The sequence below is a fragment of the Planococcus sp. MB-3u-03 genome (genome assembly GCF_002833405.1).
Lineage (GTDB): Bacteria > Bacillota > Bacilli > Bacillales_A > Planococcaceae > Planococcus.
Window position 1 is genome coordinate 3,298,322 of the sequence record NZ_CP025135.1, and the last position, 23,142, is coordinate 3,321,463.

Annotated in this window: 20 protein-coding genes, 1 pseudogene and 2 riboswitches; of the genes and pseudogenes, 5 read left to right on the forward strand and 16 right to left on the reverse strand. The window is 50.9% G+C overall.

The genetic code is table 11. The features are described 5' to 3' along the window. Positions 1 to 82 precede the first annotated feature (82 nt). Positions 83 to 724 carry a Yip1 family protein gene (locus CW734_RS17730; RefSeq protein WP_101192044.1) on the reverse strand — a complete coding sequence of 214 codons (642 nt, stop codon included), beginning with the start codon at positions 722 to 724 and terminating at the stop codon, positions 83 to 85. 154 nt (positions 725 to 878) lie between these two features. Here CW734_RS17730 and CW734_RS17735 point away from each other — a divergent pair, with 154 nt between their 5' ends. Then, on the forward strand, positions 879 to 1,451 hold the full coding sequence (locus tag CW734_RS17735; protein WP_101192045.1) for a YdeI/OmpD-associated family protein: 573 nt from the start codon (positions 879 to 881) through the stop codon (positions 1,449 to 1,451). A 139-nt stretch (positions 1,452 to 1,590) separates the two neighbouring features. Here CW734_RS17735 and CW734_RS17740 read toward each other — a convergent pair whose 3' ends face one another. The 10 genes from CW734_RS17740 to CW734_RS17785 form a co-directional block, all read right to left on the reverse strand. Beyond that, positions 1,591 to 2,607, reverse strand: a complete 1,017-nt coding sequence (locus tag CW734_RS17740) for an ABC transporter ATP-binding protein (protein WP_101192046.1) — start codon at positions 2,605 to 2,607, stop codon at positions 1,591 to 1,593. Then, complete coding sequence (locus CW734_RS17745) at positions 2,604 to 3,611, reverse strand: ABC transporter ATP-binding protein (protein ID WP_101192047.1); 1,008 nt, start codon at positions 3,609 to 3,611, stop codon at positions 2,604 to 2,606. The genes CW734_RS17740 and CW734_RS17745 overlap by 4 nt, the downstream gene beginning before the upstream one ends. Before the next feature lie 13 nt (positions 3,612 to 3,624). Beyond that, positions 3,625 to 4,455 (reverse strand): ABC transporter permease, encoded by an 831-nt coding sequence (locus tag CW734_RS17750; RefSeq protein ID WP_101192048.1) that lies wholly within the window; start codon positions 4,453 to 4,455, stop codon positions 3,625 to 3,627. 23 nt (positions 4,456 to 4,478) lie between these two features. Next, complete coding sequence (locus tag CW734_RS17755; protein WP_101192049.1) at positions 4,479 to 5,423, reverse strand: ABC transporter permease; 945 nt, start codon at positions 5,421 to 5,423, stop codon at positions 4,479 to 4,481. A gap of 93 nt (positions 5,424 to 5,516) precedes the next feature. Further along, the gene (locus CW734_RS17760; protein WP_101192050.1) at positions 5,517 to 7,097 is read right to left on the reverse strand and encodes an ABC transporter substrate-binding protein; all 1,581 of its coding nucleotides are present in this window, start codon (positions 7,095 to 7,097) and stop codon (positions 5,517 to 5,519) included. Between the two features lie 282 nt (positions 7,098 to 7,379). Beyond that, positions 7,380 to 7,482, reverse strand: a riboswitch (SAM riboswitch). A gap of 100 nt (positions 7,483 to 7,582) precedes the next feature. Then, entirely contained in the window at positions 7,583 to 8,350 is a 768-nt protein-coding gene (locus tag CW734_RS17765; RefSeq protein WP_101192051.1) for an alpha/beta hydrolase, read from the reverse strand. 156 nt (positions 8,351 to 8,506) lie between these two features. Next, positions 8,507 to 9,460, reverse strand: coding sequence for a homocysteine S-methyltransferase (mmuM, locus tag CW734_RS17770; protein WP_101192052.1), 954 nt, complete (start codon positions 9,458 to 9,460; stop codon positions 8,507 to 8,509). A 42-nt stretch (positions 9,461 to 9,502) separates the two neighbouring features. Then, a complete protein-coding gene (locus tag CW734_RS17775; protein WP_101192053.1) occupies positions 9,503 to 10,240 on the reverse strand; it encodes an amino acid ABC transporter ATP-binding protein in 738 nt (245 codons plus the stop codon). Further along, a complete protein-coding gene (locus tag CW734_RS17780) occupies positions 10,240 to 10,959 on the reverse strand; it encodes an amino acid ABC transporter permease (RefSeq protein ID WP_101192054.1) in 720 nt (239 codons plus the stop codon). The genes CW734_RS17775 and CW734_RS17780 overlap by 1 nt, the downstream gene beginning before the upstream one ends. Positions 10,960 to 10,980: 21 nt before the next feature. Further along, on the reverse strand, positions 10,981 to 11,793 hold the full coding sequence (locus CW734_RS17785; protein WP_101192055.1) for a transporter substrate-binding domain-containing protein: 813 nt from the start codon (positions 11,791 to 11,793) through the stop codon (positions 10,981 to 10,983). A 126-nt stretch (positions 11,794 to 11,919) separates the two neighbouring features. Next, positions 11,920 to 12,025: riboswitch (SAM riboswitch) on the reverse strand. Positions 12,026 to 12,231: 206 nt separating this feature from the next. Here CW734_RS17785 and solA point away from each other — a divergent pair. After that, the gene (gene solA / locus CW734_RS17790) at positions 12,232 to 13,371 is read left to right on the forward strand and encodes an N-methyl-L-tryptophan oxidase (RefSeq protein WP_101192056.1); all 1,140 of its coding nucleotides are present in this window, start codon (positions 12,232 to 12,234) and stop codon (positions 13,369 to 13,371) included. 259 nt (positions 13,372 to 13,630) lie between these two features. Here the strand turns inward: solA and CW734_RS17795 are convergent, their stop codons facing one another. From CW734_RS17795 to CW734_RS17815, 5 genes are all read right to left on the reverse strand, one after another. Further along, on the reverse strand, positions 13,631 to 14,689 hold the full coding sequence (locus CW734_RS17795) for a Gfo/Idh/MocA family protein (RefSeq protein WP_101192057.1): 1,059 nt from the start codon (positions 14,687 to 14,689) through the stop codon (positions 13,631 to 13,633). 11 nt (positions 14,690 to 14,700) lie between these two features. Then, on the reverse strand, positions 14,701 to 15,675 hold the full coding sequence (locus tag CW734_RS17800; protein WP_232787129.1) for an ABC transporter permease: 975 nt from the start codon (positions 15,673 to 15,675) through the stop codon (positions 14,701 to 14,703). Then, complete coding sequence (locus CW734_RS17805; RefSeq protein ID WP_101192059.1) at positions 15,668 to 17,182, reverse strand: sugar ABC transporter ATP-binding protein; 1,515 nt, start codon at positions 17,180 to 17,182, stop codon at positions 15,668 to 15,670. Before CW734_RS17805 ends, CW734_RS17800 begins: the two co-directional genes overlap by 8 nt. Positions 17,183 to 17,246: 64 nt before the next feature. Further along, entirely contained in the window at positions 17,247 to 18,227 is a 981-nt protein-coding gene (locus tag CW734_RS17810) for a substrate-binding domain-containing protein (protein WP_101192060.1), read from the reverse strand. 114 nt (positions 18,228 to 18,341) lie between these two features. Continuing rightward, the gene (locus tag CW734_RS17815) at positions 18,342 to 19,331 is read right to left on the reverse strand and encodes a LacI family DNA-binding transcriptional regulator (protein WP_058382315.1); all 990 of its coding nucleotides are present in this window, start codon (positions 19,329 to 19,331) and stop codon (positions 18,342 to 18,344) included. Between the two features lie 200 nt (positions 19,332 to 19,531). On the opposite strand from CW734_RS17815, the pseudogene CW734_RS17820 reads away from it, so the two are divergent. The 3 genes and pseudogenes from CW734_RS17820 to ahpF all read left to right on the forward strand — a co-directional run bounded on the left by CW734_RS17820 (position 19,532) and on the right by ahpF (position 23,082). Beyond that, positions 19,532 to 20,498 (forward strand): annotated as a pseudogene (locus tag CW734_RS17820) (sugar phosphate isomerase/epimerase family protein). Between the two features lie 454 nt (positions 20,499 to 20,952). Then, positions 20,953 to 21,522 (forward strand): alkyl hydroperoxide reductase subunit C, encoded by a 570-nt coding sequence (gene ahpC / locus CW734_RS17825; protein WP_101192062.1) that lies wholly within the window; start codon positions 20,953 to 20,955, stop codon positions 21,520 to 21,522. Positions 21,523 to 21,534: 12 nt separating this feature from the next. Next, entirely contained in the window at positions 21,535 to 23,082 is a 1,548-nt protein-coding gene (ahpF, locus tag CW734_RS17830; RefSeq protein WP_101192063.1) for an alkyl hydroperoxide reductase subunit F, read from the forward strand. The last annotated feature ends 60 nt before the right edge of the window (positions 23,083 to 23,142 follow it).

Sequence of the window (23,142 nt, forward strand, 5' to 3'; positions counted from 1 at the left end):
GAGGGCAAATCTTTTTCTGCTTCGTTTAAAACAGCAAGAGTTGCCCGAATTTCTTCCTATAATGTGTTTTCATTTTTCAACTTCAGAAAAACTCACTGAAGAATGAAGCGAACAGCACAAAGACGATAATCAAAACGATGATCGTAATGATGATTCCCGGCAGCACGACGATAAAAAAACCTTTCCAGGACGACACGCGGTGCGCTTCGCCTACCGCCTTACAGACGATAACGAATGTCCAGATAGAGACGACCGCCATCACGATGGACATGATGACGACGATTGGGTTTCCTTCCACATCTGTCCGGTCAGCCAGGAAGGTTTCGGGTGATGCCAGCACCCAGATGATGAGAAGCGGCAACAGCCAAATTTGCGGGATTTGGGCCGTGACCAGCGCCTTGAACATTTCCTGATACGTCGCCGTCCCTTTAAACAATCGGCCGACAAGCACCAGGATCGCGGCTCCAAGAAAATAGCCGAACGCGCTGCCGATCGGCCCGGTCACCAACGCCTGTAGAATGGCAGCCCAGGGTGGCATGTCGGAGCTGCGTTCATTCATCATCCCGATCAAACCCGAAGCAAAGCCCGTGAGGACAATGAGCAGTATAATGAACTTGAATGATTTTCGTTCAATGACGAAACGGACGGTTTCCCGCGTGCGCAGCCAGATATCGGTGAATGGGTTCACCCCGCGCTCGCTTCTGATTCGCTCTTCCCTTACCATGATTTCTTCCTCCTTTCTTATCAAAGATCGCAGTGGCACAAAAGACTATCCCCTATGTTTCTTCATAACTCCCGAATACCCTTTTTTGACGAAGGGCGTGAAATCGCAGTGGAAATGATAAGCGAACAGCCAATTGAGAAAGGAGTCATGCCGAATGGAAATTGACAATATGCTTGGCGCGCGTTCCAGGCAGGAATTGAGGGAGTGGCTGGAGAAAAATTCGGCTTCGGCGAAGTTTTGCTGGGTACTGATCGGGACCAAGGAACGGCCAGAAGGGATCCCTTATTTGGATGCCGTGGAAGAAGCCTTATGCTTTGGCTGGATTGACGGTATCACGAAAAAGACAGCCGATAATCGATTGGTCCAGCGGCTTTCACCGCGTCGGAAAAAGAGCAATTGGACCGAATTGAACAAAGAGCGCATCAGAAGGCTGGAGAAGCTGGGTTTGATGACAGAGCAGGGGTTGAACATCCTCCCCGATATGCGGCCTGAGTCGTTCACTATCGACCCCGAGATTGAAGCGCGCCTGAAGGAAGACCCGCAAGTCTATGAAAACTTCTTGAACTTCCCTGAACTATACCGCCGGATCCGTATTGATAATATACAAGGATACAAAAGCTATGACCGCGAGCTTTTCGACAAGCGCCTGGAAAAATTCATTGAGAATACACGCGCCAATAAAATGTACGGGCAATGGAACGACAATGGGCGCTTATTGGATGACTGAAAAGCTTGTCGCATGTTTCTACCTTTGTTAGGTAGATATTTCTACCTTTGCTAGGTAGAACTTTGCGAGGAACGCTGTCATCTCCATCGAAAAAAGGCATCCTTCTCAGCACTTGTGCTGGGAAGGATGCCTTTTTCTTCTATACATATAGCGGATCTTTCGGCGCATCAGCCGGCTGTTTTTCGACAAGTGGATAAAAACAGGCGACTTCTTGGCCCGAGAGCCCTCTCGGTTCGAGTGCCGGCACTTCATTTTTGCAGCGTTCGGTGGCCATGGGACATCTTGTGTGGAATACGCAGCCGCTTGGCGGGTTCGCCGGCGACGGCAGCTCGCCTTTCAAGACGATGCGTTCCCGGCCGCGCTCGAGCAACGGGTCGGGAACCGGCACTGCCGACAGCAAGGATTGCGTATACGGATGCTGGACTTTTGTATAGAACGCGCCTTTTTCCGATTTCTCCATCACTTTTCCTAGATACATGACAGCCACACGGTCGGCCAAATGATTGATGACGGATAAATCATGCGCGATGAAAACATAGGTCAAGCCCAATTGCTTCTGCAGATCCTGAAGCAAATTGATGACTTGCGCCTGCACCGAAACATCGAGTGCACTGACCGGCTCATCGCAGATTAGCAGTTCCGGCTCCAGGGCAAGGGCGCGGGCAATGCCGACACGCTGCCGCTGACCGCCAGAAAACTCATGCGGCAGTTTATCGTAATGCGTGTCCGGGTTCAATCCGACGAGTTCAAGCAATTCCTTGACCCTCGATTCCAGCCGCTCGGTCTTTTTATAGGCTTTCAACGGCGCCGCTATGCTATCCCCGATCTTCATGCGCGGATTCAAACTGGTGTAGGGATCCTGGAAAATCATCTGGACATTGCGCCGCATATCATGAAGTTCTTTGGCGCTCGCATCTGCGTAATCTTTTCCATGGAATAGGATTTCACCCGCTGTCGGTTGCTGCAGGCCGACAATGCTTCTCGCGAGTGTGCTTTTTCCGCAGCCCGATTCGCCGACGATGCCGAGTGTCTCGCCTTTTTGGACTTGGAGGTCGATGCCGTTCAGCGCTTTGACGTAGCTTTTCTCGCGCTGCAACAAGCCTTTTTTGACGGGGAAATGGACATGCAGCCCTTTGATATCCAATAATGCGCTCATGTTATCAGCACCCCTTCCAATTGCTTTTTCTGTTCTTCGAATTCATTACTTGAAAGAATGCACGCTGCCGAATGATTGCCTTCGCGATGCTCCAGCGGCGGATCAACTTGCCGGCATGCGTCCCGTGCGAATGGGCATCTCGGTTCGAACGCGCATCCCGCCGGCCGGTCGATCAAACTCGGCGGCTGCCCGTCGATCGGGATGAGCCGCTCCGGGCCGCCTTCCCGGATGACCGGGACCGAACGCAAGAGCGACCACGTATATGGCATCGAAGTCCTGTAGAAGATATCTTCAGCACTTCCCGATTCGACGATTTTCCCGGCATACATGACCAGGATGCGGTCAGCCAAGTGGGCAACGACGCCGAGGTCGTGGGTGATGACGAGAATGGCCGTGCCGTATTTTTCCTGGATGCCCTTCAGCAAATCCAAAACTTGCGCCTGTATGGTGACATCGAGCGCCGTCGTCGGCTCATCCGCAATCAATAATTTCGGGTTGGAAGCAAGCGCCATCGCGATCAAGACACGCTGGCGCATCCCACCCGAGAATTGATGCGGGTAGCTGTTCATGCGTGCTTTGGCATCGGCAATGCCGACGTCTTCCAATAACTCAATCGCTTTTTCGCGGGCTTGCTGTTTCGGCCGTTTTTGATGGGCTTGAATGGCTTCGATCAATTGCTTGCCGATTTTGGAGACGGGATTCAAACTCGACATCGGATCCTGAAAGATCATGGCGATGTCATTGCCCCGCAGTTTCCTAAGTTCCGTTTTGCCCATTTCCAACACCGATTGGCCTTCAAAATGGATTGTGCCTTCCGGATACTTTGCAGGCGGTTCCGGATTGAGCTTCATCAAGGAATGGGCAAGCACGCTTTTGCCGCTCCCCGACTCCCCGACGATGCCGATGGTCTCCCCTTTCTGGATGGAAAAGGACACGCCGTCGACTGCTTTCACGAGGCCGCCCGGTGTATCAAGATGGACATGAAGATTTTCTACTTGCAACATTCGAGTGCCCCCTTTAGGCAAGTTTGGTTTTGCGCTTGCGTTTCGCTTGATGTGGATTAAAACTGTCCCTCAGCCCATCGCCGAGCAAATTCAAAGCCAGAACAGTGATGACGATCGCAAGGCCTGGGAAAATGGAATACCAAGGCGCGATGGTCACGTAGATCTGTGCTTCCTGCAGCATATTGCCCCAGGTCGGCGTTGACGGGTTAACCCCCACGCCGAGAAAGCTGAGCGCCGCTTCCGCTAAAATCGCTTTCGCGAAAATGAAGGTGCTTTGGACGATAACCGGGGACAGAATATTCGGCAATACGTATTTGGCGATGATCACCGCATGGCTCGATCCGGTCGTCTGGGCCGCTTCGATATAGGATTGGTTTTTCACTTGCAGCGTCGCCGAACGGACGACTCTCGCCATGACCGGGAAAAACGCCAGCGTCAAAGCGATGATGATATTGGTGATGCTGCCGCCAAGTGCTGCAACCAGCGCAAGCGCAAGGATGAGTGCCGGAAACGCCAGAAAGCCGTCAATGATTCTCATCAGCACGAAATCCACTTTGCGGAAATAGCCGGAGATTAAGCCGATCACTGTGCCGATTACCGTTGACAGCACCGCAACGATGACGCCGACAGACAAGGACACCCGGGCCGCGACGATGGTCCGCGAGAAAATGTCGCGGCCAAAATCATCCGTGCCGAACCAATGCGCCCCTGAAGGGCCGGTCAAGCGCTGTTCCGGGGAAATCGCGGCCGGCGAGAAAGGCAGCCAGAAACTTGCGGTGATGGCCGCAAGCGCGACGATCAATAGCATCGCCAGCGCCAGCAAATTCGTTTTCTTAGTAAACATCGGTTTCGTCTCCTTCCAAATGGTCAATCATAGCGGATGCGTGGATCGAGGAATGTGTACAGCAGATCTACCAATAGATTGACGAACACATAAATGCCGGCAATGAACAACACAATTCCCTGTACGACCGGGTAATCGCGGCGGTGGATGGAATCGACCAAGAGCTGGCCGATGCCCGGAATCGTGAACAAAGTTTCGATGATGACTGTGCCGCCGAGCAAGCCGGCCACTGTAGCGCCGAGCACCGTGGTCGTTGGGATCAAGGCATTGATGAAGACATGGCGCATCAATACTTCACGTTCCTTTACGCCTTTCGCGCGCGCCGTTTTGATGTAATCCTGATTGACCGAATCGAGCATGCTGTCGCGCAGCATCCGGGCGATGATGCCCACCTCAACGATCGCCAGTACAAACGATGGCAGCAAAATATGGTGAAGCCATGCATCCGCCCCTTCCGCAAACGGCACATAACCGGCCACCGGAAAGATCGGCAGCGCGACGCCGAAGCCGAGCACCAATAGCGTCGCGAGCCAGAATTCCGGGACCGATACGCCGAACAAGGAAACCGATGTGAAAATCGGGTCCAAGACAGTCTTGCGCAACGCGACGATGAGGATCGCCACCGGAATGGCAATGACGAGCAAAATCACCGTCGACAGCGCCATCAAGCTGAAGGTCGGCCCGAAATTCTCGGCGATCAGCGAGGTCACCGATTGCGAAGAGTAAACGGAGGTTCCGAGATCCCCCGTGATGACTTGTGCAAACCAATTGAAGAATTGGACATAAAGCGCTTGGTCTAAGCCCAGTTCACGCTCCAAATCAGCAATCGCTTCCGGTGAACTGTCCTCCCCTAAAATGAGGAACGCCGGGTTGCCGGGAGTCAGATGCACGATCATAAAGACGATTACACTGACGACCAGCATGACGGGAATCACCGACAACAGCCGGCGAATCGTGTAGTTCAGCATTGCTTGTTCCCCCTTCTCCATAAAAGGAAGAAAATCGCCAGCATCGTTCCTGACGATTTTCTTCTCTTAGTTATCCTGTTTGATGGCTCGTCGTTAATTTGTTTTATACGTATTCCAGAAGCGCGGGCCATACCATTCGCTATAGTCGTGGATATCGGTTGTGCGCGCATTCAAGTTCGAGATGTTCGTCACTTTTTCAAACGGCAATTCTTCATACAGCGTTTCGTTCAAGCCGGCGAGGATCTGCTGTCGTTCTTCCTCGGATTCCGCTTGTGCCCACTGGGCGATTTGCTCCTGCCATTTCTCACTGTTATACCAGCCACTGCTGTTCGAATCCTGGCTCAACATGCCTGCCTGGTTCGGCGAGAAGAACGGGGACCATCCGACGACAACGAGATCCCAATTGGAAGCCTCTCCCCATTTCTCAAGGTATGTTGCCCATTCATAGGATTCCAGCTCGACCGCAAAGCCGGCTGCTTCAAGCTGCTGTTCAGCGATCTCGGCAATTTTCTTATAGTCGTTGGAATCGCTCGAGAAGATAATTTTGATCGGCTCGCCGTCGTAGCTGCTTTCTTCCAATAAGCGTTTCGCTTCATCCACATCGTAGGACAGGAAGCCGTCTGTGTTTTCTTCCGAATACAGGGCGGTTTGGTTCGGCGTGAACAAAGCGCCGTCCAATTCGTAAAATTCCTCGTTGCCGTATGTTGCTTTGGCAATCGCTTCTTTATCGAGTGCAGCGTTCAATGCCTGGCGTACTTGCAAGTCATCGAAAGGCGCTTCCGATTTATCCGGCGTCAACACCGTATAGCCGTTAGTGGCGGTGCCAGCTTCGATATTCGGCGTGCTTTCGATCACTTCGTACAAATCGAGCGGAACTTCATCGCCGAAATCGTAAAGTCCGGTTTTCAAGCCATTGACCACCACTTGAGGGTCTTTGACGATCTTGAAATGGACCGAATCCACATACGCTTTTTTCTCTCCCGTCAAACCGCTTGTCTCATCGGTTCTAGATGCATAGTCGTCGTATTTGGCCAAGACGATTTCATCGCCGCGCTTCCACGAATCAAACTGGAATGGCCCGGTGCCGATATACTGGTCATGGTCGAGCGGCTTTTCGCCGGCCGCTTCAGCGATTGCTTTCGGTAAGACGACTGCAGCCGATTTCGGGGCAGCCAAGTCAGAAAGCAGAGAACTGTATGCTTTGTTCAATTGAATGGTCAATTGCGAGCCGTCTGCTTCCACGGACTCCACGTGGTCGTTGGTGATCTTGCCGACAGATGACACTTTCAGCCAACGTTCGATGGACGCTTTGGCATCTTCTGCCGTTACTGGTTCCCCGTTATGGAAGCTTACGCCTTCACGCAAGGTAATTGTGTAGGTTTTTCCGTCTTCGCTCACTTCATAATCTTCAGCGAGCAACGGCACTGCTTCAAAATCCTGGTTTAAGGCAAACAAACCTTCATAAATATGCCAGCCGATTTTGCGTGCGGCACTTTCTCCCGTATACATCCAGTCCAGCGTGTTCGGATCTGCGCCGATCGCCACGTTCAGCTCCCCGCCTTCCACTGGTTCTGAATCTCCGTCAGCATTGGACGAACTCGCTTCGCCGCCGGAACAACCGGCCAAGCCGATAAGTGCAATTAAACTGATAAGTAAAAAGATGATATTTTTCACGATGTTCCTCCTTATGATTGAAAAAATGATGTTGCCTCGATTATGTATGCAACTGCCTAAAAGCCTATCCAAGTTCCCAGATTTTCAATGAAGCGTCGAAGTGTTGATGCGCCAATCTGCCGCTCAAGCTCCGACGGTATTTCGAAAACCATTTGTCCATTGAAGGCACCTCCTTCGCCAAAAAAATAATTTATCTTACCTGTTTACTTGGTTTTAACGTAATAAAAAAACCCCTTCTTCTTTTCGACAAGAAGAGGAGTGGTTTCGTACGTTCGATCGCCTCTCTTATCTCTGTACGCGCAGTACAAGGAATTAGCACAGTGCCGCGTTGCGGTCTGCTGCTTTGACGTCTCAGGGCCAGTCCCTCAGTCAATCTCGATAAGATGATTAAATTGTAAAGTTCATGTTACGGCCCTTGATCCGGCTTGTCAACATTATTTTGAAGAAATTGAATTTATTTACATGATGCTAAAATTCGATTTGGTTTACGCTTGCCCTCCAGCCGGCAAGACCTGCGCCTGTTCGATCCATTCAATGGATTTGGCGACGATGAAATCCAATTCATGGTCCATGGAAGCGATGTGATAGGAATTATGGAGTTCGTGCTTGAACGCGTAATCCGAACCGACCTTGCCGAGAATATAGTCGGTGTTGGCTGGCGGCACGACATGGTCTTCAAGCGACTGGAAACAAACGACCGGGCAGCGGACTTCGGCGAGCTTTGCGCGGACAGCATCCATATAGCCAAGCAATTGCTGATACGCTTTGACCGGTGCTTGCCCGTAAGTGATTTCCACCGCATCCGCTTTTTTGATATCGGGCGCATCTTCTGTAACGTAAGCATGGGCCGGGCGGCTGCGGTAAGTTTCAAACTGCGGGATGTCGATCGCCGGATTGATCAACGCGATGCCCTGGATTTCAGGATGGCGGCTGGCCAGATCCAAGCTCAAGGTGCCGCCCATCGATTGCCCGATGACAAAGACCGATGTGCACGCTTGTTTGAGTTCTAAATAAGCCTGCTCAACACTCTGGAACCAGTCTTCATAAGAAAATTGTTCCAACTCCTTGAAATGGGTGCCATGGCCCGGCAGCCGCGGACAGGAAACCGTATAGCCTTGTTCGCCGAGCGCTTCGCCTAATTCCCTGACGCTTTGCGGCGTGCCGAGAAACCCGTGGCACAATAGGATGCCGGTGCTGCCGCCTTTCAGAAAGAAGGCTTCCGCCCCTTGGATGACAGGATATTGTTCGTTCATGCAATCCCTCCTTCAGCTGTTTAAAAATCAGGAGGCCCACTAGCTGCCCCTAATGTGAAGTAATGCGAAAAAAGCTTATTCACATTAGACTATATTCAAAACCTACTTGTCAACTAGGTTTTATAAAATGAACGATCACCCGCACCAGGCGCTGCCTTAAACTTCCGAAGCTTTCCCTTGGCGCGCCCACGAGGCGATCGCTGCAATATCATCGGGAGTCGTGCTGCAACAGCCGCCGATGATATCTGCTCCTGCTTTATGCCAGGCTTTCGAATTGGCTGAAAACGCACCAACTGACGGTTCTTCGCTCCAGGTTTTGCTTACCGGGTCGTAAGTGGCGCCGGAATTTGGATAGACGATGACCGGTTTGGAAGATGCGCTTTTCACTTCCTGGATCAAGGATTCGATAAACTGCGGAGCTGTGCAATTAATGCCGATTGCCGCCACTTGCGATTGCTGCTCGAGCCATTTTGCACAATCCGCGATCCGCTCCCCATCACTGATATGGAACTCATCTTTCGCACTGAATGTAAACCAGGCAGACACCTGCGGAAATTCTTCCAGCACGCTCACAATCGCTTTCGCTTCCGCAAGGCACGGCAAAGTTTCGCACGCCAAAATATCCGCTCCTGCTTCCACCAGCACCCGGATTCGCTCTCTATGAAATGCGGCCAATTGCTCTTCGCCAATCGCATAGCCGCCGCGGTATTCAGACCCGTCCGATAAAAATGCGCCGTACGGGCCGACTGATGCCGCCACTAAAGGCTTCGGCCTGTCCGAGCGATCCGCTGCAGCGCCCCAAAACTCGTCGCGCGCTTGTGTTGCCAACTCGACAGACTTCGTGATCAATGCGATCGCTTGTGATTCTGTCAGCCCTCTCTCCTGATAGCCTTCAATGGTCGCCTGGTAACTGGCCGTAATGGCACAATCCGCCCCAGCCTGGAAATAATCCACATGCACTTTCTTGATCAACTCCGGATTTTCCATCAATATTTTCGCTGACCATAAAGAATCATTTAAATTGCATCCATAGTTTTCAAGTTCTGTCGCCATAGCCCCGTCCACGATCAGGACCGGGAACTCGTTCAATATCTGTTCAATCGGGTTCATTCCAAACCATCCTTCCGCTCTCAGTCGTTACACTTTATTCCCTCAGCCTTGGACGGCTTTTCCTAAAAATTGTTTCGTTCTTTCGACGGCAGGCTCGGTGAAAATTTGCTCAGCCGTGCCTTGCTCGATAATGACGCCGTCTTCCATAAAGATGACGCGGTCCGAAATTTCCCGCGCGAAACTCAATTCATGGGTCACGATGAACATCGTTTTTCCGGTGTCCGCGACGCGGCGTATGGTGGCCAATACTTCATCGACCAGTTCAGGGTCCAATGAAGAAGTCGGTTCGTCGAATAACAGCACTTCCGGGTCCAAAGCAAGCGCACGGGCGATGCCGACACGCTGTTGCTGGCCGCCGGACAATTGCGCAGGGTAATGGCTCAATTTAGAAGACAAGCCGACCCGCTCGAGCATCTCGATGCCTTTCTTGTCAGCAGCGTCTTTTTTCATCCGCTTGACGCTCGTCAAACCGACGGAGACATTTTGCAGCACAGTCAGATTCTTGAACAGGTTGTATTGCTGGAAGACCATGCCAGTTGCAGTCCTGAGCGCGAAGATCTCCTTTTTCTTGGCGGTGGCCGCATCCACCCGCTTTCCGCCGATTTCCACGATGCCGCTCGTCGGCTCTTCGAGAAAATTGATGCAACGCAACAGCGTCGATTTCCCGGAACCGCTTGGCCCGAGGACCGCCACCACTTCGCCTTTTTCGACGGTTAAATCGATTCCTTTCAAAACATGCTGGCGGTCGTAATATTTATGCAGCTTCTCCAATTTGATCATCAGGCAATCCCTCTTTCATATCTGCGTGCACGCTTCTCGATCTTCACCAATAAGCGCTCGACGGCAATGCATAAGATCCAATAGACGATCGAGACGGCGATATACACTTCAAAGAACGCCAAGCCACGGGAGCCGAGGATTTTTGCCTGCCCCATGATATCGATGACGCCGATGATAAACACGAGCGAGGTGTCTTTGATCGTGCTGATGAACATATTGCCGAGGTTCGGGATCGCTACCGTCAAGGCCTGCGGGAAGACGATCTTCAGCATCATCTGCACAGGCGTCATGCCGATCGCTTTGGCGGCTTCGAACTGCCCGCGGTCGACCGATTCGATCGCCGAACGGATCGTTTCGGATAAATACGCGCCCAAATTGATGGAAAAGGCCATCAAGGCATAGAATTCCGGTGCGATGCTATTGACGTCCGCCGACTGAAGCCAGCCGTATTCGCTCTGAAGAAAATAAATGATTTTCGGAATCCCGTAAAACACCAGGTAAATCTGCACCAATAACGGCGTCCCCCGGATAAAGGAGATATAGATCGACGTGATGACGCTGAGCACAGGTACTTTGTAGATTTTGATCAATGCCGCAGCCACGCCGATGATTAAACTCAAAAGCAGTGAGCCGACTGCTATGCCGATCGTGATTGGCAGCCTGGAAATAATGGCAGGAAAGCTCTCGATCAAGAAATTCAAGTCCAGTAAATTTTCCATTGTCTCTGTCCTTCCGCTAGCTTATTCAGGGATGTAGTCGCCGCCGGTCCATTTCTCGGACAGTTCGGACAAGGTGCCGTCTTCTTTCAGCTGTTTCAAAATCGGGTCGATCAAGGCTTTCAACTCTTCGCCTTTTTCTTCATCTTTCAAGACGATGCCCATATCGTCATTGACCAAAGGCTGCCCGACAATCTCCACGCCGAGTTCATTCTTTTCCAACACCGCGTTCATCATGATCGGGTCATTGACGTAAGCGTCGACGCGCCCGTTCTGCACATCCTGCAGAATTTCCGACGGGTTGCCGCTTTCGCTGTATTTCAGTTCGATCGGCTCGGCGGCGGTTTCGTTGTACTCCTCAAGCAATAAAGTATAGGAATCGCCTGCCAAAGCCCCGACCGCTTTTCCTTCCAAATCTTCAATCGTCTGAATGTCTTCTCGGCCTTCTTTCACCGCGATGACCGTTTCCGCTGCGAAATACGATTCATCGGTGAACAAATACTTTTCTTGGCGTTCCGGCGTTTTCGCTACTTGGTCGGCAATGGCCTGAATTTTATTCGACTCGAGCGCGAGGAACATGCTGTCCCACGGTACGGCGACGTATTCGAACGTATAGCCGTCCAATTGTTCATCGACGGCTTTCATCATGTCCACGTCATAGCCCGTCAGCTGGTTGGCATCATCCGCGAAAGCGAAAGGCGGATAGTCGTTTTGCGTTCCGACGCGGATCACTTGGTCTCCTGTAGCGTTCGCCGTCTCTTCCGATGAACAGCCGGCAAGTGTTCCGGCAAGACCTACTAAACAGGCAGTAGCGAATAGATAAGCGTTTCTTTTCATAATTCAAGCTCCTTTTGGTGTGTAGTTTTTTTATGATAGGGCTGGACTTTCCGCCTTGTGTAGAGTGCCTGCCCTCCTTTTGGATGCAAAAAAGCCTCTTTCAATAGGAAAGAGGCTTCGACCAATTTCTTATCTCTCAGAATGAACACATTCTGCAGGAATTAGCACCTCTCATGAACATGATGGTTGCTGGACGTCATAGGGCCTGTCCCTCAGTCTCTCTGGATAAGTTATTTAATTTTTTTAACATATTAACGATAGTATTTGAGATAGCCCCTGCTGTCAAACCCTTTTTTGAAAATAAATCAAAATTTCGTATAAAAATTCAGGAGGAAATTGACAAAGCCTGCCATATTGCATACCATCAATTTAATATTCCATTGCTGCCGGGTTCCACCGGGCGGCATGCATCCAATACAAGAGCGGAGTGAACACAAGATGAGCGAGGAAACTGTTTTTGATGTCGCCATCGTCGGTGCCGGCACGATGGGCATGGCCGCCGGCGCCTTTTTGGCACAGCAAGGCAAGAAGACATTGGTGATCGATGCATTCGACCCGCCCCATGCGAACGGCAGCCATCACGGAGATACCCGGTTGATCCGCCACGCCTACGGGGAAGGCAGGCATTACGTTAGGTTAGTGTTGCGCGCGCAGCAATTATGGGAAGACTTGGAGAAGCAGACCGGCTACAAAGTGTTCGATAAGACCGGTGTTATCGGGCTTGGCCCGGAAGACTCCCCTTTTCTGCTCGAAAGCATTGCAGCCGCCAATAGCTACGGCTTGCCGCTCGAAATATTAAGCAGCGGCGCGATTCAAGAAAGATGGCCGGGCTTCACAGTGCCCGAGCATTTCATCGGCTGCTTTGAAGCACAAGCAGGCGTGTTGTACAGCGAAAATGCCATCCGTGCCTATAAGAAACTGGCGCTCGAAAACGGCGTTCACTATGTGCCGAATACACCCGTCCAACACATCGATATACAGGACGGGGATCGCGTGAAAATCTCGACCGCGCAAGGTGTTTTCTATGCTGAAAAAGTGATCGTCACAGCCGGTGCATGGGCGAAGAAGCTGCTACCAGACCTGCAATTGCCGATCCAACCGACGCGCAAAGCGGTCGGCTGGTTTGAAGCACCGGAGATGTACAATGCCGATCAATTTCCCGGTTTTTTTGTGGAAGGTCCCGAGATGATGTTCTACGGCTTCCCGAGCATCGACGGCGCTGGCGTAAAAGTCGGACGCTCGGATGGCGGGCAGCCAATCGACCCGGACGAACAAACCCAGAACTTCGGGCAATACGAATTTGATGAGGGCGACCTAAGAAGATTCCTGGACCTGTATATGCCAGAAGCGAGCGGAGAATTGAAACAAGGCAAAACTTGTTTATACACCGTCTCGGACGACCATAACTTCATCATCGACCGCCATCCGGACAACGAGCACGTCATTTTCGCCTGCGGCTTTACCGGCCACGGCTTTAAATTCGGCAGCGTCATGGGCGAAGTGTTGAGCCAATTGGCAATAGACGGCCACACCGAATTCGACATCGCTCCCTTCTCACTCAACCGTTTCAAACCATGAGCGAAATGAAAGAAGAGTGTTGAAGAAATTAGTGATTCACTATGCATAAAAAGAAAATCACTTATTCTACATTTTAAGATCAATGTTCTACCTAAGTATTTGGAGAAGCGTTTGCTCGACTCCTGTGGATCAGCGAGACGACCGAGACCCCGCAAGGAGCACAGCGACTGAGGAGGCTTGAACGCGAGCCCACGGAAAGCGAGCGATAAGCTTCGGAAAATACGGCTTTAACTTTCTCGACAAACTAAAGAGTCTCTCCTTATTGATAAAGGAGAGACTCTTTTTCGATAGTGACCACTTGCTTGGTGTCGGCTGCTTCCATGATGCCCAAAATGACTTTCAGTGATTTCAAGGCATCTTCTCCCGTAACGATCGGCTCCTGGTCCAGGCGGATGGAATCGACGAATGCATCAATGACGCCGCTCGGAGTCTGGTTGTCATTCGTTTGGATCGCTTCCAGCTGGTAGTTCACTTTCTCGCCGGATTCCATGATGAGTTCCAGCTGATACTCGTCATCATGGTAGATTTTCATGATGCCTTTCTCACAATAAACAACGGTGCTGTTGTCCTCTTCCCCGTAATAGGTCCAGGAGAAGGCGGCGTTTCCGAGACGCCCTTTTTGCGTCGCCAAGCTGCAGACAAGATTGTCGCATACTTCAATCGACTCGCCGTTTTCATCCGTTTTATGCAAAGCTCCCTGAAAGGCGCTCACTTGAATGATTTCATCATCGAGCAGGTAATGCAGCAAATCGATTTTATGGATGCCAAGGTCGCCGCCGACACCGAAGCCCGAGCGCTCCTTTTTGAAGAACCATGTTGATTTCGTTTTATTGATGCCCCAGGATTCTGGGCCCGAATGCCCGAAAGCAGTGCGGAAAGTCAAGACTTTCCCGAGCTCTCCGCTAGCGAGGATTTCGCGTGCTTTTTGATGCGCGCGCGTAAAGCGCTGATTGTGGTCGACCATCAATTTCTTGCCGGATTTTTTCTGTGCCGCTAAAATTTCCTTGGCATGATCGACCGTCAAGGAAATCGGTTTTTCACACAGCACGTGCTTACCGCTCAACAGCGCTTGTGTCGAGAACAAATGATGGTGTTCATTCGAAGAGCAGTCACTGATGGCTGTAATCTCGGGGTCGTTGAACAATTCCTCGACGCTTTCCACATTCCGCCCGCCGAACAATTCGACCATCGCTTCGGAACGGTGGAGATTGCGGTCGTAAAAGACGATTTCATCCACATATGGATTCGCTGTATATTCCGGCGCGTGGCGCATTTTCGTAATGGCCCCGCAGCCAATGATGCCTACCTTGATGCCCATGCAATCTCCTCCTATTCTCTTTTTTGGAACACGACGGCAATGATGATGATCAAGCCTTTGACAAAGCCCTGCAGATGGGGCGAAACATTCATCAAGTTCATCATATTGTTGAGGATGCCCAAGATCAAGATGCCGAAAATCGTGCCGATGATTTTGCCGCGCCCGCCTGTCATGCGCGTGCCGCCGATGATGACAGCTGCAATGGCGTCAAGTTCATATTGCGCCCCGGAACTTGAAGACGAAATCGAGTTCAACCGGGACGTTTCAATGACCGCCGCGACTCCGACAAGCATCCCGATCAGCGTATAGACGCCGATTTTGATGCGGTCCACACGGATAGCGGACAGCATCGCCGCTTTTTCATTCGACCCGAGCGCATAGACGTACCTGCCGAACCGTGTTTTGTGCATGACGATATAAATCAGCACGGCCATGGCGAAGAAAATGAGCACCGGCAAATCAAAAATCCATACATTGTTATTGGCGATGGCGGTGAATCCGCTCACTTCGCCCGAGACGCTGCCGCCTTCTGCAATATACAGTGCGATCGAACGGGCCGCGGCCATCATGCCGAGCGTAGCGATAAACGACGCGATCCTGCCTTTCGCGACCATCAGGCCATTCAGGAATCCGGCGAATGCCCCGACCAATAAGGCCGTGAACACGCCGATTAAAATACTGCCGGATGCGTTCAATGCCAAGACGGAAATGACGCCGGCGAGCGCCAGGACAGAGCCGACCGATAAATCAATGCCGCCTGACAGCATGACGACCGTCATCCCAAGCGCAATGATGCCGATGATCGACACTTGCATGAGGATGTTCAATTGGTTGTTGATATCGAGAAATCTTGGATTCATCACGGAAGCAGCGATGAAAATGATGATGAACGCAATGATGACGCTGTATTCCGACCATAGCCAGGACAGCCTGCTTTTCATGCTTGGAGATTCAGGGCTGTATTCCTTTGTGTTGATATTATCCAATGTGCTCTCCCTCCCTTTTCGCGCCTGTGGCATAATGCATGATTTCTTCTTCGTTTGTCTCATCGCCCATAAACCTGGCCGTGATTTCCCCGTGGTACATGACGTTGATGACATGGCATATGCGCAACACTTCAGGGGCTTCTGATGACAGGATGATGATCGCTTTGCCCAGTTTTGCGAGTTCTAGGATCTCCTGATAGATTTCCTGTTTTGCGCCGACGTCGATGCCTTGTGTCGGGTTGTCGAAAATCAAGATATCGGTATCCGCTTCAAGCCATTTGGCGATGATCACTTTCTGCTGGTTGCCGCCGCTCAATTTGTCGATGGTGATGCGTGGATTAGCTACTTTGATGTTCAAGGCTTTTTTATAGCTGCTGAACTTTTCCAGCTCCCGCTTGTCTTGGATGAAACCCAATCGCTCAAAATTGCCCATCGATGACAAGCTCATATTATGGACGACGCTCAAATCTTTGATGATGGCATTTTCTTTACGGTCTTTCGGCACATAGCCCATGCCAGCCTGCAGCGCCGTTCGCGGATGGGTGATTTTCATCGCTTTGCCCTTCACTTTGATGGTGCCCGTGTATTTTTTGCGGTAGCCGAATAAACTTTCAAACAGCTCCGTCCGGCCGTCTCCCGCAAGCCCGGTAAACCCGACAATCTGGCCTTTTCGGACGGTAAAGTCGATGTCCTGGAATAAGCCAGGGCTGCTTAAGCGCTCGACTTCCAGAGCCATTTCGCCAAATTCGTGCTCATGGACAAAGCGCTCCTGTGAAATCGCTTTGCCGACCATCAGCTTGGTGATTTCCTCTAAATTTCCGCTCTGCATGCCATCCGTCTTCACTAGCTGGCCGTCGCGCAGCACGGTGTAGCGGTCGCATACCGCTTGGATTTCCTTTAATTTATGGGAAATATAAATGATGGATACGCCCGATTTCTTCAAGTTGCGCATCAATTCGAACAGCCGGCCCACTTCATGTTCCGCGAGCGATGTCGTCGGTTCATCCATGATGATCAGCTTCGATTTATGCAGCAGCGCTTTTGAAATCTCGATCAATTGCTTATAGGACGTGGCGAGATTGCGCACATATTCTTTCGGATTGAGGAACACGCCCAGTTCCGCCAAGATCTCACGCGTTTGGCGGCACATTTCTTCCACGTTCAAAAATCCGGCCTTGTTGCGAATTTCTGAACCTAGAAACATGTTTTCATACACTTTCAAATCATTGACCATATTCAGCTCCTGATGGATGAAGCTGATGCCATGCGCCTGGGAAATATGCGGGTTCGCCATATTTACCTGTTTGCCTTCAATGAAAATCTGCCCGCTGTCCGGTTGGTGGACGCCGCCTAAAATATTCATCAGCGTCGATTTGCCGGCGCCGTTTTCCCCAAGCAAGGCATGAATCTCCCCTTTTTCTACTTCCAGCGTCACTTTCTTTAAAACTGGGACGCCGTTAAATGATTTCTCGATTTGGTTCATCGCCACAAAAGGCTGCGAAGTCATGTCTTAACCTCCTTATAGGAAAAGAGGAAATGCAATGGCTCCACTGCATTTCCCGGCTATTAGCTTAGAATTTCGATTCCGGATCGTAATACTCATCCACATTTTCTTTGGTCACTTGCGTCGCTTCCTTGACGACCATCGATTCAGCCGGCTCCTCACCTTGCGCCAAATCACCAGCGATCGTCACTGCATCTTCGACCATGGTCGGTGAATACAAGAACGTCGCTTTCATCAGCCCGTCGTTTTGGATGTCTTCGAATACGCCTTTCGCGCCGCCTGCCCCTGTGACAAATTGGATATCCGTCCGGCCTGCTTCTTTAATAGCCTGCATGACGCCTAATGCCATGCCATCATCTTGAGTGAAAACGGCATCGATTTCAGGATTGGCTTGCAAAATGTTTTGCATGACTTCCAATGATTTCTCAGTGGAAAAGTCGCCGCTTTGCGAAGCGATGATTTCCATGCCTTCCTGCCCTTCAACTGCTTCTTTAAATCCGGATCCCCGCTGTTCCGTTACCGAACTCGGCGGCCCAGTGATTTCAACGATTTTCCCTTCGCCATTCAATTGCTCAACGAAGTATTTGCCGGCATTGACGCCGATTCCTTCGTTATCCCCTTTGACAACCACTGTCGCTGCATCGTTTTCCAGTTCGCGGTCAACGATGACGAGCGGGATGCCTGCATCTTTGATTTTCTGGCCGACTGGGCTCAGCGCTGCGGATTCAATCGGCAGCATGACAATGACGTCCACACCTTGTGCGATCAAATCATCCACGTCATTCGCTTGTTTGTTCGGGTCTGCTGCGTTGGTCATGACGTAATCAATGCCTTCTGATTCCTTCAACTCCATCGCCTGTTTCTCGGCACTGTCGATCAAGGCACCCATCCAACCGTGTGTTGCCGAAGGAAGCGAGATGCCGATCGTCATATCCCCGTCGCCTGAACCTTCATCCGTTGAACCCGAACTTTCGTTTTCCGTGCTGCCGCATGCCGCGAGTCCAAAAATCGTTACGAAAGACAATAAAATGAGCAATAGTTTTTTCACTTTATTCACCCCTTAATTTTTTATGGATCTGTTAAATGTAATCGATTACATTAATGCTCAGGACCAGCGCTCTTTCTACCATCCCCATGTTCATGAAGCGCTGGGCCAAGCCATTTAGCCGGTGGTCGATTCCCGGATGACCAGTTCATGGCCCAGCACTACGCTGTCGACGGTTTTTCCTTGGATCTTCTCGATCAGCATACGCGCTGCGACCGTTCCCATTTTGTACATCGGCTGGGCGACGGTAGTCAATGCCGGATTGGTCATATTGGAGAAATCGATCTTGTCGAACCCGACGACCGCGACATCATTCGGCACGTGCAAACCGGCGGCAGTGATTTCTTTCAAGGCGCCGATCGCCAGTAAATCCGATACCGCAAATACGGCAGTCGGCCGGTCTTCGAGGCGCAGTATTTTCTTCATCGCCATCTGGCCCTGCTCGAAACCGAGCTCATGCGTGTAGAAAATATAATCGCCATTCACTGGAATGTCGTGTTCACGCAATGCCCGTTCATAGCCCATCCGCCGCTCCCTGGCATACAGGAATTTTTCATCGGAATTCATCAATGCGATTTTTTTGTGGCCGATCTGGATCAAATGCTTCACGGCGCGGTAAGACGCTTCCTCGCTGTCGATCGTGACATACGGGATGCCGATGCCGCCCCCGTATTCGCTGCACTGGATGATGGCGTAGTGTTCTGCGAGTTCTTTCAAGGTCTCGACATTCACTGCCGGGTCCATCGAAATGATGCCATCCGCCATTTTCTTGCGAACCAAATCGAAATATATCTCCTCCTTTTCAGGCTTGGAATCCGTTTCGCACAACAGGATGCTGTAATTCTGGCTGAGCGCCATATTCTCGATTCCTTTGATGATTTCAAAATAAAACGGGTTGGAGATCGTCGGGATCAAGATCAGCACAATACGGCTTTCCGAATTTCGCAAATTCCGGCCGAGCATGCTCGGCTCGTAGTTCAAGTACTGGATCGCCTCCTCCACTTTCAGTTTCGTTTTGGCCGTTACTTTGTCGTGGCCGTTCAATACCCGGGATACCGTGGCGACTGAAACCCCTGCATGCTTCGCTACTTGTTGTATGTTTGCCATATGCTTTTCCTTCTTTCTGACGCGACACTTCTGTTGTGAAATGAAATCGTTTACATTTTCATCATAATTTGTTCAGAATTATCTGTCAATAACTATTTTATTGCATGAAATATATTGATTTACATCGTTTTATTCTATATGTTAAGAATGTAACGGTTTACATGTCAGTATAATCTGAAAACTTGAATGGAGGAATTTTCATGAAATTGGGGTTTTACCGTCTTATTTTCTGATCGGAATTTTGAAGATATGCTGGCTTATGTGGCCTCAAAAGGCATTGAAGCGATCGAACTGGGCACCGGTGGATATCCGGGCGATGCCCATTGCAAATTGGACGAACTGCTTGAAGACGCAGACCAGCAGCAAGTCTTCCTGAAACAAATCGACGATGCCGGCCTCTTCATCAGCGCGCTCAGCTGCCACGCCAATCCGCTGCATCCCCAAAAAGACATTTCCGGAGCGGCTGATGAGCTGCTCGTCAAGACGATGCAGCTCGCTTCCAAGCTCAAGGTGCCGGTCGTCAATACCTTCTCGGGCTGCCCGGGCGACCACGAGAACGCGTTATACCCAAACTGGCCCGTCGCCGCCTGGCCGAACGATTTCCAGGAAGTGCTCGCCTGGCAATGGGAACAGAAATTGATTCCTTATTGGAAAGAAAAAAACGCTTTGGCGGAATCGCTTGGCGTCAAGATCGGCTTAGAGCTGCACGGCGGCTTTTCCGTCCATACGCCCGCGACCATGCTGCGCTTGCGTGAAGCATGCGGCCCGTATATCGGCGCGAATCTCGACCCGAGCCATATGTGGTGGCAAGGCATCGACCCGGTTGAAGCGATCAAGATTCTCGGGCGGGAAAACGCCATCCATCATTTCCACGCGAAAGACACCATCATCGACCAGGAAAACACCAACCGCAATGGCTTGACTGATATGACCGACTACTCTGAGATGAAAGACCGCGCTTGGTATTTCCGCACCGTCGGATTCGGCCACGGCCAAAAAACCTGGGCTGACATCATCAGCACCTTGCGCCTCTACGGCTATGATTACGTCGTCAGCATCGAGCATGAAGACGGCTTGATGTCGATCAACGAAGGCTTCACAAAAGCAGTGGAGAACCTGAAGCCGGTCATGGTCAAGGAATCGGTCAATGAGATGTGGTGGGTGTAGCTTTAGGATGCATCGTGGCTTATCGTGCAATAGAAAGCGGACCTCTTAAGCGGATCCCGCTTTTTTTTGCGTCTTTATCACTCAACTCCCCTTTTTCACCTTCCTGCCCTTCTATCAGTTGGCGCTCGCCATTGAGAAATTCTCTCTCCAATTTATGGTTAACCCTATTCTGAAATATTTAATAATTATTAACTTCACAATCTTTCCCGTTCTTTCTCTTTGTTTATTTCCCGGGAAAACTACTTGTTTCTAAGATTTCAATGAGTGTTTACTAGAAAGCGTTTACACCTTAGGGTTCTCTTTGACAAAATTCTCGTTTCATATGACAATAGAAATAGAATTAGAATTATTATAATCAGATAACGATATTAATTGAAGCCACCCACTTTGATTATTTTTTTTGGCGTTATCGATTATGGTCATTCTAAAAAAACATTCAGGAGGTAATTATTTTATGTCTTTGATCGGAAAAGAAATCCAACCATTTAACGCGTCAGCTTACCAGGCGGCGAGCGGCGAATTTATCGAGGTCACGGAAGAAAACATGAAAGGCCAATGGAGCGTCGTGTGCTTCTACCCAGCAGATTTCACGTTCGTTTGCCCAACTGAACTTGAAGACCTCCAAAGCCAATACGCAACATTGAAAGAGCTTGGCGTTGAAGTATACTCTGTTTCTACAGACACTCACTTCACTCACAAAGCTTGGCACGACCATTCAGATGCAATCGGCAAAATCGAATACACCATGATCGGTGACCCATCGCAGCGCATTTCACGCGGATTCGATGTTCTTAACGAAGAAGAAGGCCTTGCACAGCGCGGCACATTCATCGTTGACCCAGAAGGCATCGTCCAAGCTGCAGAAATCAACGCAGACGGCATCGGCCGCGACGCAAGCACGCTTGTCGGCAAAATCAAAGCAGCACAATATGTGCGCAACAACCCAGGCGAAGTATGCCCGGCTAAATGGGAAGAAGGCGGCGACACATTGAAGCCAAGCCTTGACCTTGTAGGCAAAATTTAAGGAGTTTTGACAATGATACTAGATGCGCAAATCAAATCTCAATTAGAGCAATACTTGCAGCTATTGGAAGGCGACGTGCTGCTCCAAGTGAGCGCCGGATCCGATAAGGTATCAACAGATATGGTCGATTTGGTGGAAGAACTGTCCGCCATGTCCCCGCGCATTCAAATGGAGCGCACGGAGCTTGAGAGAACCCCGAGCTTCAGCGTCACCCGTCCTGGAGAAGAAATCGGCATCACTTTCGCCGGCATCCCGCTTGGCCATGAGTTCACTTCGCTCGTCCTTGCCCTGTTGCAAGTGAGCGGACGCGCGCCAAAAGCCGACCCGAAAACGATGGACCAGATCAAAAACCTGGAAGGTTCTTATCATTTTGAATCCTATATCAGCTTGAGCTGCCAGAACTGCCCGGAAGTCGTGCAATCACTTAATTTGATGAGCGTCCTCAACCCGAACATCACGCACACGATGATCGACGGCGCTGCCTTCAAAGAAGAAGTCGAACGCAAAGACATCATGGCTGTTCCAACCGTTTTCTTGAACGGCGAATCGTTCGCAAGCGGACGCATGTCGCTTGAAGAATTGCTCGCAAAACTTGGCAGCGCACCGGATGCATCCGAATTCGAAGACAAAGAGCCGTTTGACGTGCTCGTCGTCGGCGGCGGCCCGGCTGGAGCCAGCGCAGCGATCTATGCGGCACGTAAAGGCATCCGCACAGGCATCGTCGCGGAGCGTTTCGGTGGCCAGGTGATGGATACCTTAAGCATCGAGAACTTCGTCAGCGTTAAGCATACAGAAGGCCCGAAATTTGCGGCAAGCCTCGAAGAGCATGTGAAAGAATACGATATCGAGCTGATGAACTTGCAGCGTGCGAAACGCTTGGAGAAAAAAGAGCTGTTCGAGCTTGAACTCGAAAACGGCGCTGTCGTCAAAGGCAAGACCGTCATTCTTTCAACAGGTGCCCGCTGGCGCAATATCGGCGTTCCTGGCGAAGAGGAATTCAAGAACAAAGGCGTGGCGTACTGCCCGCATTGCGACGGCCCGTTATTTGCCGGCAAAGACGTCGCGGTCATCGGCGGCGGCAATTCCGGCGTCGAAGCGGCGATCGACCTTGCAGGCATCACGAATCACGTGACGGTGCTGGAATACAACGCAGAGCTTAAAGCGGATTCCGTTTTGCAGGACCGCCTGAAGAGCCTGCCGAATGTCACGGTGCTGACGAATGCACGCACACAGGAAATTACCGGCACCGATAAAGTGAACGGCCTTTCCTATATCGACCTTCAAACCGGCGAAGAAAAGCATGTCGAACTATCCGGCGTCTTCGTCCAAATCGGCCTCGTGCCAAACACCGACTGGCTCGGTGACTTCGTCGAGCGCACAGCGCACGGCGAGATCATCATCGACCAGCGCGGCGCAACGAATATGCCGGGCGTGTTTGCGGCAGGCGACTGCACGAACATCCCGTACAAACAGATCATCATTTCGATGGGCTCTGGCGCAACGGCTTCACTGAGCGCGTTCGACCACCTTATCCGAAGCGATATCCCTGTTTTGGTGTAATAAAAGATAAAAGGACTGCGGAGAGATTTTTCTCTTCGCAGTCCTTTTTGTATTCAAAAG